We start from the raw sequence: 14,346 nt of genomic DNA on the forward strand, positions 1-14,346 counted from the left end.
AGCACGCCGCCAGCGTTCGTCCTGAGCCAGGATCAAACTCTCCGTAGATGAATTTGCATCCATGGCCGAGAACCAAGAGCTAGCACTCTTGATGTCAATCAACCAAAGGAATCCCTCACCACACAAACCTGTGCAGTGCGGGGGAAATAAAACTTGGCACTGACTTTCGGCACGCTGTTGAGTTCTCAAGGAGCGGACGCGCAGGGAGTCGACCCTCGCGGGCTTCGTCCCTGGCGGCTTGTTCCTACCGTACGCCGTGCACGGCTCGCTGTCACACCCGGAGGTCTGACCGGCGGCTCCCGGGTCTCGGACCCGGTCTCGCTCGGCGCACAGAGAAAGTTACGCGGCCCGTGCGGCCGCGTCAAACCGCTCCAGGGGGCAACAGGGTCCGAAGACCCTTCCGCGCGGGACGTGGCGGGCAAACGCGCAGGTCAGCGTCGTTCGGGCGACGCGGTCTGCGACCGAGGTCACGGTTCGGATCGCCCCACCAGCCCCATGGGGACGTCCGGAACGTCGCGCGGGGCGCTCAGAGACCCAGGAGGCTCTCGATCCCGACGGTGAGACCGGGACGCCGGGCGATCTCCCGGACGGCCAGCAGGACGCCGGGCATGAAGCTCGCCCGGTCGTAGGAGTCGTGCCGCAGCGTGAGGGTCTCCCCGGGTGCGCCCATCAGCACCTCCTGGTGCGCGACCAGTCCGCTCAGACGGACGGCGTGGACCGCCACCCCCTCGACGTCCGCCCCCCGGGCTCCGGGCAGGGCGTCGGTGGTCGCGTCGGGCGAGGGCGGGAGGCCGGCGGCCCGCCGGGCGGCGGCGACCAGGCGGGCCGTGCGGACCGCCGTCCCGGACGGGGCGTCCACCTTGCCGGGGTGGTGCAGCTCGACCACCTCGGTCGAGGGGAAGAACCGCGCCGCCTCCTGGGCGAAGCGCATGAGCAGGATCGCCCCGATGCCGAAGTTCGGTGCGATCACGACGCCGACGTCCGGCTTGGGCTCCAGCCACTCCGCGACGGTGGCGAGCCGGGCCTCGTCGAAGCCGGTCGTGCCGACGACGCAGTGGATGTTGTTGTCGATGCAGAACCGGATGTTGTCCATGACGACGTCCGGTCGCGTGAAGTCGACGGCGACCTGCGCGCCGGTGTTGGCGAGGTCGAACAACCACTCCCCCGAGTCGACCATCGCCACGAGCTCGAGGTCGTCGGCGGCGTTGACCGCCTTGACCACCTCCGTGCCCATCCGCCCCCGGGCGCCGAGTACGCCGACCGGGATGAGCGGGGTCTCCCCCGTGGCAGAGGAGGATCCGTGCTGGTCGGAGGCGGGGGTACCGGGGGTCACGCGGTCAGGCTTCCCGGCGGGAGGCGGGGATGCAAGGCGGCCGCGCCGTCAGCCGGGGGTCCTCCGGAGCAGCCCGGCCGCCAGCAGCAGCCCGGCCCCGACCCCGACGACGTCGGCCACCCAGTCCGCCACCGACGCGGAGCGCTCCAGCGGGGACAGCCCCTGCACCACCTCGCTGACCGCCGCGTAGGCCACCAGCAGGGGTCCGAGGACGCGCGCCCGGATCCCGGCCCACCGTCCGCTGAGCGCCAGTGCGGCGAACAGCAGCAGGTGCACCAGCTTGTCCACGCCCGGCGGCGCCCAGGGGACGTCGTCCGCAGGGGCGAAGAGCACCGCGAGGGACACCAGGACGGCCACGGCGAAGACGCCGCGGGACAGCGCGCCGTGGACGGCCAGGGCGGGGTGCCGGGCGCTCACCAGAGCCGGTCGAGCTCGGACTCGCGGTAGGGCCCGACGACCGCCAGGCAGGTCTCGCGGGCCAGCAGGTCGGCCGCCACCGAACGGACGTCGTCCTCGCTGACGCCGTCCAGGCGGGCGAGTACCTCCTGCACCGGCAGATACTCCCCGTAGGACAGCTCGCTCTTACCGAGGCGGCTCATGCGGGAACCGGTGTCCTCGAGCCCCAGGACGAGGCCGCCCTTGAGCTGCCCGCGGCCACGGGCGACCTCCTCGGGCGTGAGCCCGTCGGCGGCGACCGTGGCCAGCTCCTCGCGGACCAGGCGCAGGACCTCGGGCACCCGCTTGGGCGAGCACCCGGCGTAGACCGAGAACGTCCCCGTGCCGGCGTAGTGGGTGAGCGCGGTGCCCACGCTGTAGACGAGGCCGCGCTTCTCCCGAATCTCCTGGAACAGCCGCGAGCTCATCCCCCCGCCGACGGCGGTCTCCACCACCGCCGCGGCGTAGCGCCGCTCGTCGAGCCGGCCCACCCCCACCGAGCCGAGCAGCAGGTGTGCCTGCTCGGTGGGCCGGTGGATCAGCCCCGCGCGGCGCGCAGGGCGGGTCGAGCCGCCCTCCTCCCCGCGCCGCAGCGGCGCCGGTCCGGCCGGCCCCGACAGACGCGGCCCGAACGCGGCGGCGACCAGGTCGAGCACCTGCCGGTGGTCCACCCGGCCGGCCGCGGTCACCACGATCGAGGGCAGGACGTAGCGCGACCGGTACCAGCCGTCGACGTCGTCCCGGGTCAGGGCCTCGATGGAGTCCACCGTGCCCAGGACCGAGCGGCCCAGCGCGGTGCCGCCGAAGAGCGTCTCGGCGAACAGGTCGTGCACGGCGTCGGCGGGCTCGTCGTCGCGCATGGCGATCTCCTCGAGCACCACCGTGCGCTCGGACTCGAGGTCCGCCGCGGTGTTCAGCGCGTCGGTGACGAGGTCACCGAGGAGGGTGACGGCCAGCGGCAGGTCGCTGGCGAGCACGTTGGCGTAGTAGCAGGTGTGCTCCTTGGCGGTGAAGGCGTTCATCTCACCGCCCACCGCGTCCATCGCCGTCGCGATCTCCAGCGCGCCACGGCTGCCGGTGCCCTTGAACAGCAGGTGCTCGAGGAAGTGCGAGGACCCGGCGACGTCGTCGGTCTCGTCCCGCGAGCCGACGCCGACCCAGATCCCGACCGTCGCCGACAGGACACCGGGCATGGTCTCGGTGAGGACCCGCAGGCCCCCGGGGAGTTCCGTGCGCTCCACCCGGCCGCCGAACTCGTCGACGTCGAGGACCACGGTCTCCCCGACACCGGCCGGGGCCGGGACGGGCGTCGCTGCGCCCGTGCCGGCCCCGGTCGTGAACTGCGTGGTGTCCGTGGTCACGCCTCCGCAGGCGCGGCCGCGTCGGCCGGGGCGTCGGAGGCGGCGGCGGCCTCACCCTCGGCGGCGACGGGGACCAGGCTGATCTTGCCGCGGGCGTCGATGTCGGTGATCTCCACCTGCAGCTTGTCGCCGACGTTCACGACGTCCTCGACCTTGGCGATCCGCTTGCCACCGCCGAGCTTGCTGATGTGGACCAGGCCGTCCTTGCCCGGGAGCAGCGAGACGAAGGCGCCGAACGGCGTGGTCTTGACGACCGTGCCGAGGAAGCGCTCGCCGACCTTCGGCATCTGCGGGTTGGCGATGGCGTTGATGCGGTCCACCGCGGCCTGGGCCGAGGGGCCGTCGGAGGCACCGACGTAGATCGTGCCGTCGTCCTCGATGGTGATGTCCGCGCCGGTCTCGTCCTGGATCGCGTTGATCATCTGACCCTTGGGGCCGATGACCGCGCCGATCTTGTCGACCGGGATGCGCACCGTGGTCACCCGCGGGGCGTAGGGGCTCATCTCGTCGGGGCCGTCGATGGCCTCGCCCATGACGTCGAGGATGTGCAGCCGGGCCGCGCGGGCCTGGGTCAGCGCCTGGGCGAGGACGTCGGAGGGGATGCCGTCGAGCTTCGTGTCCAGCTGGAGGGCCGTGACGAAGTCCTTGGTGCCGGCGACCTTGAAGTCCATGTCCCCGAACGCGTCCTCGGCACCGAGGATGTCGGTCAGCGCGACGTACTCCGTCTTGCCGTCGACCTCGTCGGACACCAGGCCCATCGCGATGCCGGCCACCGGGGCCTTCAGCGGGACACCGGCGTTGAGCAGCGCCAGCGTCGAGGCGCAGACCGAGCCCATGGACGTCGAGCCGTTGGAGCCCAGCGCCTCGGACACCTGCCGGATCGCGTAGGGGAACTCCTCGCGGTCGGGCAGGACCGGCAGGAGGGCCCGCTCGGCCAGCGCGCCGTGACCGATCTCGCGGCGCTTGGGCGAACCCACGCGGCCGGTCTCACCGGTGGAGTACGGCGGGAAGTTGTAGTTGTGCATGTACCGCTTGCGCGTCTCGGGCGAGAGCGTGTCGAGCTGCTGCTCCATGCGCAGCATGTTCAGCGTGGTGATGCCCAGGATCTGGGTCTCGCCACGCTCGAACAGCGCCGAGCCGTGCACCCGCGGGACGACCTCGACCTCGGCCGAGAGCGGCCGGATGTCGGTCAGGCCGCGGCCGTCGATGCGCACCTTGTCGCGCAGGATGCGCTGGCGGACGACCTTCTTGGTGACCGCCCGGAACGCACCGGAGATCTCCTTCTCGCGCCCCTCGAACTGGCCGGCCAGGGCGGCCTTGACCTCGTCCTTGAGGGCGTCGGTCGCCAGCTCGCGCTCCTGCTTGCCGGCGATGGCCTGCACCTCGGCGAGCCGGGCGGCGGCCTGCGCCTCGACGGCGGCGTAGACGTCGTCCTGGTAGTCCAGGAAGCGGGGGAACTCCGCGACCGGCTTGGCGGCCTTGTCGGCCAGCGCGCTCTGGGCCTCGCACAGCGCCTTGATGAACGGCTTGGCGGCCTCGAGGCCCTGGGCGACGACCTCCTCGGTCGGGGCGGGGGCACCGCCGGCGACCAGCTGGATCGTCTTCTCGGTGGCCTCGGCCTCGACCATCATGATCGCGACGTCGCCGTCCGGGAGGACGCGGCCGGCCACGACCATGTCGAAGACGGCGTCCTCGAGCTCGGCGTGGGTCGGGAAGCCGACCCACTGGCCGTTGATCAGCGCGACGCGGGTGCCGCCGACCGGGCCGGAGAACGGCAGGCCCGACAGCTGGGTGGACGCCGAGGCGCCGTTGATGGCCAGCACGTCGTAGAGGTGGTCGGGGTCCAGCGACAGGACGGTGATGACGACCTGGACCTCGTTGCGCAGGCCCTTGGCGAAGGTCGGGCGCAGCGGGCGGTCGATCAGCCGGCAGGTGAGGATCGCGTCCTCGGACGGCCGGCCCTCGCGGCGGAAGAACGAGCCGGGGATGCGCCCGGCGGCGTACATGCGCTCCTCGACGTCGACCGTCAGCGGGAAGAAGTCGAACTGCTCCTTCGGCTGGCGGCCGGCCGTGGTGGCCGACAGCAGCATGGTGTCGCCCATGGAGACGACCACGGAGCCGGCGGCCTGGCGGGCCAGCCGGCCGGTCTCGAAGGTGATGCTGCGGCTGCCGAAGCTGCCGTTGTCGATGACCGCGGTGGCGGTGGTGACCCCGTCCTCGGGGTCGAACTCGGCAGCGGTGCTGCTGCTCTGGGTGGTGGGTGCGGACACGTCGTCCTCTTCCTACGTCGCATGCGGCGACGTCCTCTTGTGGCGCCCTGCGCCGAACTGCGCCCGGGTGACCGGTCTTCGATCGAAGCCCTCGGGGTGGGTTCCCCCATCGGGGGACGTGCATGCCCGGGGGCCACTACCGAGGACCGACCAGTGCGGGGGTCCGGCGAGGGGCCGGGGGTCTCGTGGGCGGGTGCCGCACGAGAGAGGGGACCGTCCCGGCGGGACGGTCCCCTCGTGGCTCAGCGGCGCAGACCGAGCCGCTCGATGAGCGAGCGGTACCGGTTGATGTCCGTCTTCGCCAGGTAGTTCAGCAGCCGGCGACGCCGGCCGACCAGCAGGAGCAGGCCCCGCCGGCTGTGGTGGTCGTGCTTGTGCTGCTTGAGGTGCTCGGTCAGGTCGCTGATCCGGCGGGTCAGCATCGCGACCTGCACCTCGGGGGAGCCGGTGTCCTTCTCGACCGTCGCGTACTCGGTCATGATCTGCTGCTTCGTCGCGCTGTCGAGCGCCATGGACGGCCTCCTGGCCAGGTCACGTGTGGCCCCCGGTCTCGGTCACGGGGGCAGGCTGCACACACGTCGGGGTCACCGACGCCGTCGTCAAGGTTACACACCGGTGCGGAGTGGTCGGTGCGAGCGGGGGCCGGAGGTCCCCGAGCACGGACGGGGCCGGGCGGCTCGGCTCCCCAGGGGACGGCGCGTGGCCGTCGGCGCGGTCCGGAGGACCGCGGTGTCACAACCCCAGGACCGCGCGGGTCTGCGCGACGTCGCGGTCCATCGCCTCGACCAGCTCCCCGACGTCGGCGAAGGCGAGCATCGGGCGCAGCCGCTGCACGAACTCGACCCCGACGTGCTCGCCGTAGAGGTCGCCGTCGAAGTCGAGCAGGAACGCCTCCACGGTCCGCCGGCTGCCCTGGAACGTCGGGTTGGTGCCGACCGAGATCGCCGCCGGCGAGGTGCTGACGGTGACGCCGCTGCGGGGATCGCGGATGACCAGCGACCCGGCGTAGACGCCGTCGGCCGGGACGGCGGTGTAGGGCGGGGACTCCACGTTCGCCGTCGGGTAGCCGAGCTCGCGCCCCCGGCGGTCGCCCCGGACGACGACCCCCTCGATGCGGTGCGGCCGGCCCAGCGCGCGGGCGGCCGAGGTCATGTCGCCGGCGGCCACACAGGCACGGATGTAGGTCGAGGAGATCGTGATCTCGCCGGACCCGGGTGAGTCCGGGCCCATCGTGACGTTGGCCAGCGGCACGCCCTCCACCGCGAAGCCGAAGCGCCGCCCCTCCTGGGTCAGCGTCGCGACGGTGCCCGCCGCCCGGTGGCCGTAGGTGAAGTTCTGCCCCACCACCACCGAGGCGACGTGGAGGTGCTCGACCAGCACGGTGTGCGTGAAGGTCTCCGGCGACATGCGCATGAACTCCGGGGTGAACGGCAGCACGCACATGGCGTCGACCCCGAGGGCGGCCACCAGCTCGGCCTTGCGGTCCATCGAGGTGAGGATCGCCGGGTGCGAGCCCGGGCGCACGACCTCGGACGGGTGGGGGTCGAAGGTGAGCAGCAGGCACGGCCGCCCGATCGACCGGGCCCGCGCCACCGCGGTGCCGATGAGCTCCTGGTGCCCACGGTGGACACCGTCGTACATGCCGACGGTGACCACCGTGCGCCCGAGGTCACCAGGGATGGCCTCCAGCCCCCGCCAGCGGAGCAACGTCAGTCCCCGACCCGCCTCAGGCGACCCGGTGCAGCCAGCCGTGGGTGTCGGGCACCCGGCCGTGCTGGATGTCGAGCAGGTGCTCGCGCAGCTTCATGGTGAGGGGGCCGGGCCGGCCGTCGCCGACGGTGAAGTCGCCGGTGCGGGCCTTCACCTCGCCGACCGGGGTGATGACCGCCGCGGTGCCGCAGGCGAAGGTCTCGGTGACGGTGCCGTCGGCGACCCCCGTCCGCCACTCGTCCACGCTGAAGCGGCGCTCGGTGACGGTGTGGCCCATCTCCCGGGCGACGGTGATCAGCGAGTCGCGGGTGATGCCGGGGAGCAGGGTGCCGGTGAGCTCGGGGGTGACCAGCTCGGCGTCGTCCCCCTCGCCGAGGACGAAGAACAGGTTCATCCCGCCCATCTCCTCGACGTAGCGCTTCTCCACCGCGTCGAGCCAGACGACCTGGTCGCAGCCGGCGGCGATCGCCTGCTCCTGGGCGAGCAGGCTGGCGGCGTAGTTGCCGGCGCACTTGACGTCGCCGGTGCCCCCGGGCGCGGCCCGGATGTAGTCCTCCGACAGGTACACCGACACCGGGTGGACGCCGCGGGGGAAGTACGCACCGGCCGGGCTGGCGATCACCAGGAACAGGTACTCGTGGGCCGGCCGGACGCCGAGGAACGGCTCGGTCGCCAGCTGGTACGGGCGCAGGTACAGGGTCTGGTCCGGGCCGGTGGGCACCCAGTCGCGGTCGGCGTCGACCAGTGCGTCGACGGCGGCGAGGAAGGCCTCCTCCGGGACCGGCGGCATGGCCAGCCGCTTGGCCCCGCGCACGAAGCGGGCGGCATTGGCCTCGGGCCGGAAGGTCGCGACGCTGCCGTCGGGCTGGGCGTAGGCCTTGAGGCCCTCGAAGATCGACTGCGCGTAGTGCAGCGCCGCCGTGGCGGGGTCGACCTGCAGCGGGGCGTAGGAGGTCAGCCGGGCGTCGTACCAGCCCTCGCCCGCGCGGTAGCGGGCCACGAACATCGAGTCGGTGAAGTACCGGCCGAAGCCGGGGTCGGCCAGCAGTTCGGCGCGCTCGGCCGCGGGCCGCCGGCGCACGTCCTCCACGACCACCGGCACGCCCCCGGTGAACACCCGGGAGGAGGTACGGCTGTCGGCGAGCGTGTCGGTCATGGCTCCCACTTCGCGGCGTGCATGGATGGGCGAGCGGCACCCGGTGGACGGCCGGACCCGCCCGCCCACCCTAGCGCCGTCCCAGCGGGGGGCCGACGACGACCGTCACCGGCCCCTCCGCCGGTCAGACCTGGTTCTCCTGGTTCGCCTTCGGGCCCGCCGACTCGAGGACCTCGTAGCTCCACAGGTGGGCGGAGTGGGCCGCCGCCGGGGCGAGGGTGTCCCCGCCGCCGTCGTGGGCGCGGTCGAAGTCCTGGCCGGTCTGCCAGGCCTCGTAGGCCTCCTCGCTGCTCCACCGGGTGTAGACCAGGTACTGGTCGGTGCCCTCCTTGGGGCGCAGCAACTCGAACCACTCGAAGCCCGGGGTGTGCTCGACCGCGCCCGCCCGGCCGCGGAATCGCTCCTCGAAGCGCTCCTGCTTGTCCGGCGGGACCGTGATCGCGTTGATCTTCACGACGCTCATGGCCCTCCCCTTCCCGTGCCCGGCGACGGTCAATCCCGGGTGGGGCACGCTGACCGGGTGAGTTCCGAGCGCACGGCCGACCTGGGCTTCGCCCGCCTGGACCTGGACCGCGAGCGGCGCACCGGCACCCCGGAGGTGGTGTACGCCGCCGGGAAGACGCCGGAGCAGACCGTCGCCTGCCTGGCCGGCCTGCTCGACGGCGGCGCGGCCTGCGCCTGGGCCACGCGCGCCGACGCGGGGACCGTGGCCGCGGTGCTGCGGCGGTGGCCCGCCGCCACCGTCGACGAGCAGGCCCGCTGCGTGGCCGTCGGCGAGCTCCCGCAGCCCTCCGGTGAGGTCCTGGTGCTCACCGCGGGGACGTCGGACGGTCCGGTGGCCGCGGAGGTCGCCTTCACCCTGGCCGCCTCCGGGGTGGGCTGCCGGCGGGTGGACGACGTCGGCGTCGCGGGCGTCCACCGGGTGCTGGCCGTGGCCCCCGACCTCGCGGCGGCCGACGCGGTCGTGGTGGTCGCCGGCATGGACGGGGCGCTGCCGAGCGTGGTGGCCGGCCTCACCGACCGGCTGGTGGTGGCCGTGCCGACGTCGGTGGGCTACGGCGCGGCGTTCGAGGGGCTGGCCGCGCTGCTGACGATGCTCACCGCCTGCGCGCCCGGGGTGCTCGTGGTCAACATCGACAACGGGTTCGGCGCCGGGGTGGCCGCGGCGCGGATCGTGCGGTCCGGTCAGCGGTAGCGGACGGGGTCGGGCAGCAGCTCGTTCATCGACCCGGAACGGAAGCCCCGCGGATCGACGTCCACCCGGTCGAAGCCGGTGACCGCGGCCAGCACGTCCGGACGTGCGGTCAGCGCGGGGACGACGGCGGCGTCCACCTCGACCCGCGCGACGTCGTCGCCCATGTCGCGGACCCGCAGGTCGCGCACGGGCAGGCCGGCGTCGGCCAGCGCGGCGCGCAGCGCCGCCTCGGCGGCCTCGACGCGGGCCAGCCGGTGCGCCGACACCGGCACGCCGTAGGCGATCCGGCTGGCCAGGCAGGCCGCGGCGGGCTTGTCGGCCAGCGCCAGCCCCCACCGGCGGGCGGCGGCACGCACGTCGTCCTTGGTCATCCCGGCCCGGGCCAGCGGTGCCCAGGCGCCGCGCTCGGCCGCGGCACGGATACCGGGCCGGAACCCGGCCCGCAGGTCGTCGGCGTTGGTGCCGGTGACCACGTCGGAGATGCCCAGGCGCGCCCCCAACGGCAGGAGGACGTCGACCAGCTCGGTCTTGCAGAACGCGCAGCGGTCCCCGGCGTTGGCGACGTAGCCGGGGCGGGACAGCTCGTCGGTGCGCGGCAGCTCGTGGCGGACCCCCAGGGAGGCGGCGAAGGTGACCGCCCCCTCCCGCTCGGTGGCCGGCAGGCTGGGCGAGACCGCGGTGGCGGCCACGACCCGCCCGGCGCCCAGGGCCCGCACCGCGGCGGCCAGCAGCACCCCGGAGTCGACCCCGCCGGAGAAGGCGACCAGCAGGCCGGGGAGCGGGGTGAGCTGGGCCTCCAGGGCCCGCAGCCGGTCGTCCAGCACGGCTGCAGGCTGCCACAGGTCAGCCGGGCGGGAAGCCGACCACGACCCGGGCGGTGGCTCCGGCGTCCTCGACGAGGGCGACCAGCCGTCCGCCGCCGTCCACCGCGGCGTGCAACCCGGGTGCCCCGGTCGCGGGGACCCGCTGGCCGTGCCCCAGTGCCCGCGCCTCGTCGTCGGTGAGGACCCGCTCGGGGAAGACCGCGCGGGCGGCGTCGGTCAGGCCGAGGACGCCGGCTCCCCCACCGGCGGCCAGCGCGGCGCCGGCGTCCTCGACCGCGGCGGCGTCGGTGACCGCGAAGGGGCCGGAGGCGGTGCGCCGGAGGGCCGTGAGGTGGCCGCCCACACCCAGGGCCGCCCCGGCGTCGCGGGCGATGGCGCGGATGTAGGTGCCCGCGGTGCAGGACACGGTCACGTCGACGTCGACCAGCTCCGGCGTCGGCCGGGTGGTGCGGTGGACGTCGATGCGGTGGACGGTGACCGCCCGCGGCTCGAGGACGACCTCCTCGCCGGCGCGGACGCGCTCGTAGGAGCGCCGGCCGGCCACCTTGACCGCGCTGACGGACGAGGGCACCTGCAGGAGGGCCCCGGTCTGGGCGGCCAGCGCGGAGGCGACCGCGGTGTCGTCGAGGTGCGCCGCGGAGGTCGTGGCCAGCACCTCGCCCTCGCGGTCGTCGGTCACGGTCGACTGCCCGAGCCGGATGGTCGCCTCGTAGGTCTTGTCGTGCCCGCCGACGTACCCGAGCAGCCGGGTGGCCGAGCCCACGCCCAGCACCAGCAGGCCCGTGGCCATCGGGTCGAGGGTGCCGGCGTGGCCGACCCGGCGCACCGACAGCACCCGCCGGGCCCGGGCGACGACGTCGTGGGAGGTCATGCCACCGGGCTTGTCGACCAGCAGGAGGCCCGGAGGGACGTCGGCGTCGGGGCGTCGGCGGGAGCTCACACCGTCACCGTCCCAGGCGCGGTGAGCCACCGGTCCCCCGCCACCCGGACCAGGACGGCGACCAGCCGCAGGGAGATGAACAGCACCAGGCCGGTCCAGACACCGGCCAGCCCCCAGCCGAGCGGGACCGCCAGCAGCGACAGCGGCACGAAGCCGACCAGCGCCGCCCCGACGGTGACCGTGCGCAGGTACCCGACGTCACCGGCCCCCATGAGGACGCCGTCCAGCGCGAACACCACCCCCGCCAGCGGCTGCATGCCGGCGAGGAACCACCAGGCGACACCGGCCTGGGCGACCACCGCGGGGTCGTCGGTGAACAGCGGGGGCACCACCGGGCGCAGGGCGAGCAGCACCGCGGCGACGAGGGTCCCGGTGCCCAGGCCCCACACCGTGACGCGGCGTGCGGTGGCGCGGGCGTCGTCCGGCCGGCCGGCGCCGAGGGCCTGGCCGACGAGCGTCTGTGCCGCGATCGCGTAGGCGTCGAGGACCAGGGCGAGGAAGAAGAAGAGCTGGATCGCGATCTGGTGCGCACCGAGCTCGGCGGTGCCGGCCCGCGCCACCACGCCGGTCGCGACGAGGAAGGCGACCTGGAGGACGGCGGCCCGCAGGAGCAGGTCGCGGCCGATGACCAGCTGCGCCCGGACGGCGGCGGCGCGGGGCCGCCAGGGGACGCCCTCCCGCAGCAGCGCCCGGACGAACAGGCCCGCCGAGACCGCCTGTCCGATGACGTTGGCGACGGCCGAGCCGGGCAGTCCGAGCCCGGCCACGTGCACCAGCAGCGGGCAGAGCACGAGGCTGACCACGCTGCCGGCGAGCACGTACCGCATGGGCCGGCGCAGCTCCTGCACGCCGCGCAGCCAGCCGTTGCCGGCCAGCGAGACCAGCAGCAGCGGCGCGCCCAGGGCGGCGATGCGCAGCCACGTCTCCCCTGCCTCGGCGACCGGGCCGGCCCCACCCGCCAGGGTGCGGGTCAGCGGCTCGGCCAGGAGCTGGAAGGACACCAGCACGAGCAGGCCGAGGGCGAGGGCCAGCCAGGTGGCCTGCACGCCCTCGGCCACCGCGCCCGCACGGTCGCCGGCCCCCGCCCGGCGGGCCGCACGGGCGGTCGTGCCGTAGGCGAGGAAGTTGAGCAGCGCCGCGGCCCAGGCGAAGAGCCCGCCGCCGACGGCCAGCCCGCCGAGCGCGACGGTGCCGAGGTTGCCGACGACGGCGGTGTCGACCAGCAGGTACAGCGGCTCGGCCGCCAGCACGACCAACGCCGGCGCCGCCAGGGCCAGGACACCGGGGGCTCGCCCGGGCCGGACCCTCACCTTCGCAGCTGGGCGCGGATCCGGGCCACCGTGGACTCGCGGTCGTCGTGGGACGTGAACCCGGCCGCAGCCCGGTGACCGCCACCTCCCAGCGCCATGGCCACCCGCGCGACGTCGGTCGCGCCGCGGGAGCGCAGGGACACCGACCAGGACCCGTCGTCCTGCCCCTTGAGGACGCAGGCCACGTCGGCCTCCTCGGTGGTGCGGACCACGTCGACCAGCGCCTCGAGCTGCTCGCCCGCCAGCCCGTGCTCGGCGGCCTCGGCGGTGCTCGACCAGGTCCAGACCAACCCGGCGCCCACCCCGCACTCGAGGACGGCCCGGCCGGCGACGACCGACAGCAGGCCCAGCCAGCCGAACGGCGCGGTGTGGAACAGCCGCTGGCTGATGGCGGCGTGGTCGATGCCGGTGGCCAGCAGCCGCGCGGCGAGGTCGTGGGTGTCGGGCCGGGTGTTGCCGAACCGGAAGGAACCGGTGTCGGCGACCAGGCCCGCGTAGAGGCAGGTGGCCAGCCGCTCGTCGAGCGCCACACCGAGCCCGTCGAGCAGGTCGGCGACGAGCGCCACCGTCGCGGGCGCGGTCGGGTCGACCACCCGGACCGCACCGAAGCCGGGGTTGCTGGCGTGGTGGTCGACGACGACCGAGGTCCCCGCGCGCTCCAGCAGCACCGCCACCTCCCCGAGCCGACCGGGCGAGGCGGCGTCGAGGCTGACGAAGACGTCCGGGGACCCGGGGACGGCGCTGGAGGGCACCAGCCCCTCGGCGCCCGGCAGCCAGCCGAGGGAGGCCGGCAGCACGAACGGGTCGGGGAAGGTGGCCAGCACGCGCGCACCGCGACGGCGCAGCCCCTCGGCCAGGGCCAGCGTGGCGCCGAGGGCGTCGGCGTCGGGCTGCACGTGCCCGGACAGGACGACGGTCGCCCGGTCCGCGGCGGCCCCGGCGAGGACGGCGGCGGCGCGGGCGGTCAGGTCGGTGCCGGACGGGACCGAGATCGTCACCGGGCCTGCCCGCCGACGCTCGTCGGTCCCGCGCCGGGACGTGTCCTGCCGGGGCGTGACCTCGCGGGTCCGCTCACGTGTCCGGACCGGGGTCGGCGACCGGCGGGGCGTTCTGCTCCTCGGTCACGTCCCCCCCGCCGACCGGGAAGCCCGGCCCGCCGTCGTCCGGCTCGTCGGAGGTGATGCTCGGGGCGTCCCCGATCTGTCCGCGCTTGCCGCCGTCGGTCGGGTCCCCGGTGGTGGGCTCGGGGCGGCCACCGAGCTCGTTGCGGCCCGCGTCGGCCGGGTCCGGGTCCACTTCGCTCACGATGCGCTCCTGGTCTCGCTGGGGACGTCGGCTCCGTCATCGGCGGTGCCGACGACGTCCTCGCCCTCGCCGTCCTCGTCGTCCTCCGCCGGGCGGCGGTACGGGTCGGGCTCGCCGGCGTACTGGGCGCCCTCCCGCATGCGGGCGAGCTCGGCGTCGGCGTGCCGCACCCGCTCGAGGGCGGCATCGAGCTCGCGGGCGGTGTCGGGCACGTGGTCGGCCACGAACGTGAGCGTCGGCACGAACTTGATGCCGGTCTGCCTGCCCACGGTGGAGCGGAGCACGCCCGTCGCCGAGGTCAGCGCCCTGGCGGAGTCCTCGACCTGGGTGGTGTCGCCGTACACCGTGTAGAAGACCGTGGCCTCGCGCAGGTCGCTGGTCACACGGGCGTCGGTGACGGTCACCATGCCCAGTCGGGGGTCCTTGATCTGCGTCTCGATCGCGGCGGAGACGATCTGGCGGATGCGCACCGCCAGCTTGCGGGCGCGGGCCGGGTCGGCCATCGGA

Annotated in this window: 15 protein-coding genes; 1 reads left to right on the forward strand and 14 read right to left on the reverse strand. The window is 74.5% G+C overall.

Going from position 1 to position 14,346, the window contains the following annotated elements:
* Positions 1-526 precede the first annotated feature (526 nt).
* The 8 genes from dapB to ACI78V_RS06745 form a co-directional block, all read right to left on the reverse strand.
* Entirely contained in the window at positions 527-1,333 is an 807-nt protein-coding gene (dapB, locus tag ACI78V_RS06710) for a 4-hydroxy-tetrahydrodipicolinate reductase (protein WP_456850058.1), read from the reverse strand.
* Positions 1,334-1,381: 48 nt separating this feature from the next.
* Positions 1,382-1,750, reverse strand: a complete 369-nt coding sequence (locus ACI78V_RS06715; protein WP_456850059.1) for a VanZ family protein — start codon at positions 1,748-1,750, stop codon at positions 1,382-1,384.
* Positions 1,747-3,129 carry a M16 family metallopeptidase gene (locus tag ACI78V_RS06720; protein WP_456850060.1) on the reverse strand — a complete coding sequence of 461 codons (1,383 nt, stop codon included), beginning with the start codon at positions 3,127-3,129 and terminating at the stop codon, positions 1,747-1,749. Before ACI78V_RS06720 ends, ACI78V_RS06715 begins: the two co-directional genes overlap by 4 nt.
* Complete coding sequence (locus tag ACI78V_RS06725; RefSeq protein WP_456850061.1) at positions 3,126-5,399, reverse strand: polyribonucleotide nucleotidyltransferase; 2,274 nt, start codon at positions 5,397-5,399, stop codon at positions 3,126-3,128. The genes ACI78V_RS06720 and ACI78V_RS06725 overlap by 4 nt, the downstream gene beginning before the upstream one ends.
* A 242-nt stretch (positions 5,400-5,641) precedes the next feature.
* Positions 5,642-5,911, reverse strand: coding sequence for a 30S ribosomal protein S15 (rpsO, locus tag ACI78V_RS06730; RefSeq protein WP_072920360.1), 270 nt, complete (start codon positions 5,909-5,911; stop codon positions 5,642-5,644).
* 220 nt (positions 5,912-6,131) lie between these two features.
* Positions 6,132-7,106, reverse strand: coding sequence for a bifunctional riboflavin kinase/FAD synthetase (locus ACI78V_RS06735; protein ID WP_456850062.1), 975 nt, complete (start codon positions 7,104-7,106; stop codon positions 6,132-6,134).
* 19 nt (positions 7,107-7,125) lie between these two features.
* Complete coding sequence (locus tag ACI78V_RS06740) at positions 7,126-8,265, reverse strand: branched-chain amino acid aminotransferase (protein WP_456850063.1); 1,140 nt, start codon at positions 8,263-8,265, stop codon at positions 7,126-7,128.
* A 124-nt stretch (positions 8,266-8,389) separates the two neighbouring features.
* Entirely contained in the window at positions 8,390-8,728 is a 339-nt protein-coding gene (locus ACI78V_RS06745) for an antibiotic biosynthesis monooxygenase family protein (protein ID WP_456850064.1), read from the reverse strand.
* 57 nt (positions 8,729-8,785) lie between these two features.
* Here ACI78V_RS06745 and larB point away from each other — a divergent pair, with 57 nt between their 5' ends.
* On the forward strand, positions 8,786-9,460 hold the full coding sequence (gene larB / locus ACI78V_RS06750) for a nickel pincer cofactor biosynthesis protein LarB (protein ID WP_456850065.1): 675 nt from the start codon (positions 8,786-8,788) through the stop codon (positions 9,458-9,460).
* On the opposite strand, the gene larE is transcribed toward larB, so the two are convergent.
* The 6 genes from larE to rbfA all read right to left on the reverse strand — a co-directional run bounded on the left by larE (position 9,451) and on the right by rbfA (position 14,342).
* Entirely contained in the window at positions 9,451-10,284 is an 834-nt protein-coding gene (gene larE, locus ACI78V_RS06755; RefSeq protein ID WP_456850066.1) for an ATP-dependent sacrificial sulfur transferase LarE, read from the reverse strand. The genes larB and larE overlap by 10 nt on opposite strands.
* Before the next feature lie 19 nt (positions 10,285-10,303).
* Positions 10,304-11,224, reverse strand: a complete 921-nt coding sequence (truB, locus tag ACI78V_RS06760; RefSeq protein WP_456850067.1) for a tRNA pseudouridine(55) synthase TruB — start codon at positions 11,222-11,224, stop codon at positions 10,304-10,306.
* Entirely contained in the window at positions 11,221-12,534 is a 1,314-nt protein-coding gene (locus ACI78V_RS06765; protein WP_456850068.1) for an MATE family efflux transporter, read from the reverse strand. Before ACI78V_RS06765 ends, truB begins: the two co-directional genes overlap by 4 nt.
* Complete coding sequence (locus ACI78V_RS06770; protein WP_456850069.1) at positions 12,531-13,532, reverse strand: DHH family phosphoesterase; 1,002 nt, start codon at positions 13,530-13,532, stop codon at positions 12,531-12,533. The genes ACI78V_RS06765 and ACI78V_RS06770 overlap by 4 nt, the downstream gene beginning before the upstream one ends.
* A 73-nt stretch (positions 13,533-13,605) precedes the next feature.
* Positions 13,606-13,839 (reverse strand): hypothetical protein, encoded by a 234-nt coding sequence (locus ACI78V_RS06775; protein WP_456850070.1) that lies wholly within the window; start codon positions 13,837-13,839, stop codon positions 13,606-13,608.
* Positions 13,836-14,342: a 30S ribosome-binding factor RbfA gene (gene rbfA, locus ACI78V_RS06780; protein ID WP_456850071.1), complete on the reverse strand. Its 507-nt coding sequence runs from the start codon at positions 14,340-14,342 to the stop codon at positions 13,836-13,838. Before rbfA ends, ACI78V_RS06775 begins: the two co-directional genes overlap by 4 nt.
* Positions 14,343-14,346 lie beyond the last annotated feature (4 nt).

Source organism: Geodermatophilus sp. SYSU D00742 (assembly GCF_054049935.1).

Coding starts and splice junctions, on each gene's coding strand:
- rpsO (WP_072920360.1), bottom strand. CDS start 5,911: ATGGCGCTCGACAGCGCGACGAAGCAGCAGATCATGACCGAGTACGCG.
- rbfA (WP_456850071.1), bottom strand. CDS start 14,342: ATGGCCGACCCGGCCCGCGCCCGCAAGCTGGCGGTGCGCATCCGCCAG.
- ACI78V_RS06740 (WP_456850063.1), bottom strand. CDS start 8,265: ATGACCGACACGCTCGCCGACAGCCGTACCTCCTCCCGGGTGTTCACC.
- ACI78V_RS06745 (WP_456850064.1), bottom strand. CDS start 8,728: ATGAGCGTCGTGAAGATCAACGCGATCACGGTCCCGCCGGACAAGCAG.